General features: G+C 71.0%; 4 protein-coding genes and 1 pseudogene. 4 read left to right on the forward strand and 1 reads right to left on the reverse strand.

The genetic code is table 11. The features are described from left to right. Positions 1 to 338: hypothetical protein (locus tag G4D87_RS35225; protein WP_163787082.1), on the reverse strand; the 338-nt coding region annotated here is incomplete at its 3' end. Between the two features lie 127 nt (positions 339 to 465). Here G4D87_RS35225 and G4D87_RS35230 point away from each other — a divergent pair. The 4 genes and pseudogenes from G4D87_RS35230 to G4D87_RS39760 form a co-directional block, all read left to right on the forward strand. Then, the gene (locus G4D87_RS35230) at positions 466 to 942 is read left to right on the forward strand and encodes a cytochrome c3 family protein (RefSeq protein WP_240358864.1); all 477 of its coding nucleotides are present in this window, start codon (positions 466 to 468) and stop codon (positions 940 to 942) included. Positions 943 to 946: 4 nt separating this feature from the next. Beyond that, entirely contained in the window at positions 947 to 1,567 is a 621-nt protein-coding gene (yihA, locus tag G4D87_RS35235) for a ribosome biogenesis GTP-binding protein YihA/YsxC (protein ID WP_163787086.1), read from the forward strand. 83 nt (positions 1,568 to 1,650) lie between these two features. After that, positions 1,651 to 3,318: a DUF6178 family protein gene (locus G4D87_RS35240; RefSeq protein ID WP_275902324.1), complete on the forward strand. Its 1,668-nt coding sequence runs from the start codon at positions 1,651 to 1,653 to the stop codon at positions 3,316 to 3,318. A gap of 150 nt (positions 3,319 to 3,468) precedes the next feature. Next, positions 3,469 to 3,636, forward strand: a pseudogene (locus G4D87_RS39760) (polymerase); the annotation flags it as partial.

The following is a 3,636-nucleotide window of genomic DNA, read 5'->3' on the forward strand; positions in this document are numbered from 1 at the left end:
TAGCAGGGCGTGGCGGGCGCGGCGCCGGAGGGGCAGGCGGGGCCGTAGCTGTTCTCCACGGTCTCCTTGTCGATGATGGGCCCGGGGAACACGTCGATGCGCTCCACCAGCTGCGTGTCCGGATCCACCTTGAACTGGGCCTGGGTGGTGCCCTTGATGGCCTCCTTGGCCAGGTAGGCGATGATCTCCTTGCCGCCCTGTCTGACGGTTCGCGAGGGTTCGCCGAACTTCTTGATGATTTCGTCGCGCTTCGACACCCCCGGCTCAATGCCCTGCCAGGGCTTGGCGGCGGCGGGGACGGCGAAGGTGAGGACGGCGAGGACGGTCAGGATGCGCATACGGCTCCTCCCTGCTGGAACGGGCGGGCAAGGCTCTAGCAACCCCCTATGCCCGACGGAAGTTTCTGCCGATCATTCAACCACGAGACGCCTTGCCCCGTCCGGGGGGCTCTGCTACTCCGGCTCCATGCGCGTTCCTGGCATCCGGATCCTCTCCCTTCTCGTGCTGGCCGCCGCTGGGGCGGCCGGGGGCGCCGACTTCGTAGGCCCGGACAGCTGCAAGGGCTGCCACCCCGAGGCCTACGACGCCTGGATGAAGTCCAAGCACGCCCGGGCGGAGAGCTCGCTCTCCGAGCAGCAGAAGAAGGACGGGCGCTGCTTGTCCTGCCACTCCCCGGAGCAGGTCACCCAGGCGACGGTGAGCGTCACCTGTGAGACGTGCCACGGCGGCGGGCAGTACTACTCGCCCGAGTACGTGATGAAGGACTCGGAGCTGGCGCGGCTGGTGGGCCTGGTGGACCCGTCGGAGAAGCAGTGCCGCTCCTGCCACGACGCATCCTCGCCCTCCCTCCGGCCGTTCGACTTCAAGGAGTCGCTCAAGGCCATCGACCACTGGTCCGCCGAGCGCGCCCGCCGCGCCGCGGATCCGTCGGCCAAGAAATGACGTTGTGATCAAGGTCCTCGACGCACGCTTCGTCACCACCGCCGTGGAGCCCAAGGGCTACCCGACGGACCACACGGCGGAGGTGGCCTTCGTCGGCCGCTCCAACGTGGGCAAGTCCTCCATGATCAACGCGCTCACCGGCCGCAAGAAGCTGGTGCGCGTGTCCAACACGCCGGGGCGCACCCGGACGCTGAACTTCTTCGACGTGGACCTGGAGCGCGGCGGCGTCCGCCACCAGCTCCGCCTGGCCGACCTGCCGGGCTACGGCTTCGCCAAGGCCAGCAAGGCGGACAAGGCCCAGTGGGAGAAGATGATCACCACCTACCTGGAGAAGCGGCACCGCCTGGAGGCCGTGGTCAGCATCGTGGACGTGGAGGTGGGCCCCACGCCGGACGACCTGGCCACGCTCGACTATCTCCAGGCGCACAATCGCCGGGTGCTGGTGGTGGCCACCAAGGTGGACCGGCTCGTCAAGGCGAAGCGCAAGCCTCGGCTGGTGGAGCTCTCCAAGATCATGGACCTGCCGCTGGAGGTCATCCTCCCGTTCTCCTCCACGGAGAAGCTGGGCGTGGACCAGGTGTGGGGCGCGCTGCTCGACACCTTCGGCAAGTCCACCCGCGTCTGAGGGCCGCCGGCATCATCCGGTAGCCGCCGCTCCCGGTGGGGTTCTGCTCCCGGGCCGGGGGGCGCTGTGGTAGGGACCGCGCCGTGTCCGAAAACGGCAAGGGAAATGGAAGCGACACGCAGCTGGCTCCCCGGGAGCTGCGTCAGCGGTTGATGAGGCTGTCCCCGCGTCAGCGGCTGGACGCCCTCCTGGATGTCGCGGAGGCCCGCGCGCTGGTGCGCTCGATGCCCGCCGAGGACCTCTACGTCACCATCCAGGAGCTGGGGCTCGCGGATTCGACGGAGCTGGTGCAGCTCGCCTCGCCGGGCCAGTTCCGCGCCTTCGTGGACCTGGGTGGCTGGCGGCGGGACGCGCTGGACGCCCACGCCGTCCTCACCTGGCTGCGCGCCGCGCGGGGCGGGGTGGACGACACCGGCGAGTTCCTGCGCAAGCTGCACGGGCTGGATTTGGAGGTGCTCGAAATCCTCCTGCGCGAGTTCGTCGAGGTGCACGACCTGGAGGAGAACCCGGACGTCAACCCGCAGGGCGTGACGATGGAGACCCCGGAAGGGCGCTACCTCATCGAAATCAAGGCGGAGGGCGTGGAGATGTCCGCCGTCCGCTCGCTCCTCAACGACCTCATCGCGGAGAACCCCTTCGAGGCCGTGCGGCTGCTGGAGGCCGTGCGCTGGGAGATTCCCAGTGAGCTGGAGGAGACGGCGTACCAGTTCCGCCGCGGCCGGCTCCAGGACATGGGCTTCCCGTCGCTGGAGGAGGCGGTGTCCCTGTTCAGCCGCGTGGACGTGGCGCCTCCTCCCGTGTCCGCCGCCCGTCCGGGGCTGGCGCCCACCACGGCCCATGTGGACTACCTGGAGGCGGCCTTCCGCGGCCTGACGATGGTGGAGGCGGTGAACGCGGAGGACGAGCTGCGCGAGGTGGCCAGCGCCGCGCTGGTGGCGGACCTGGCGGACCCGGGGGACCTGGACGCCGTCCGCCGCGCGAGCGAGACGGTGCGGGACTACCTGTCCCTGGCGCTCGAGCACCTGACGGGCGCGGACCCGGAGCGCGCCACGGACGTGCTGCGCGACACGCCGCTGCGGCGCATCTTCCAGACGGGCTTCTCGCTCACGCTCCAGCTCAAGTTCCGCGCGGACCGGCTGGTGAAGGCGCCGGGGGCCATGCGGGAGGGCGTGCTGATGGTGCTTCCGGAGGAGGCGGCCGCCCTGTCCGCGCTGCGCCAGAAGCGGCCCCGGCGGGCGCTGCGCGTGGAAGGCGCGGAGCCGGTGCCGTTCCGCTCCCGGCGCGAGCTGGCCGCCACCGAGGCGCTGCTGGCCCGCGCGGAGGCCCAGGTGGAGGTGTTCCGGGGCGTGCTGGGCGGCACCGACGACTCGGCGCGCGAGGCCCTGGCCCGCTTCGGCGTGCCCCTGGAGACGCTGGGCCTGGAGCGCCTCTTCGCCGCCGTCGTCGCCATGGCGGTGCTGGAGGAGCGCGCGGACGCGCGTCCGGTGCCGCTGGGGCGGGTGGTGGAGCTGGGCCAGCGCCTCTTCGAAGGCGCCCCGGAGGCGCCGCGCCTGCGCACCTCCGCGGCCGAGCGCGCCCTGAAGGGCCTGGAGCCGGCGGTGGCGCCGGAGGCGCACGCGGAGCTGCGCCGCCTGGTGACGCTGACCCTGTCGCGGGTGTTGGAGGAGCTGGGCACGCCCTGGCTCCAGGACGGGCGGCTGGAGCCGGTGGCCTCGGCGGTTCTTCCAATGGAGAGCAGCCCCATCCCGTAGGAATTTCAGTCCGGGGCGGCCCGCATGTCCGGTGAGGCCGTCCCGTCTTAGAAGATTCAGGGCTTTGCCCGACGGGGCCCCTGGCATGTCCTCTGCTTTCGCCCAGGCACGCGTATTGGTGCGCGACGCAACTGCCGGGAGGTGGAGTGAATGGTGCTGGGAGAGCAGGGGCAGCGCCGTGACGTGTGGGCCTTCTATGCGCTGACCGCCTTCGCGGCGGTCATGTACGCGGCGCCGGGTGAGTGGATTCCCGCGCTCGCACCGCTGCGCCTCGCGTTGGTGACGTCGGGGGTGGCGGCGGGACTCATGGTGATGCGC

Origin of the sequence: Myxococcus vastator (assembly GCF_010894475.1) — a bacterium.
Classification (GTDB): domain Bacteria; phylum Myxococcota; class Myxococcia; order Myxococcales; family Myxococcaceae; genus Myxococcus; species Myxococcus vastator.

Coding starts and splice junctions, on each gene's coding strand:
- G4D87_RS35230 (WP_240358864.1), top strand. CDS start 466: ATGCGCGTTCCTGGCATCCGGATCCTCTCCCTTCTCGTGCTGGCCGCC.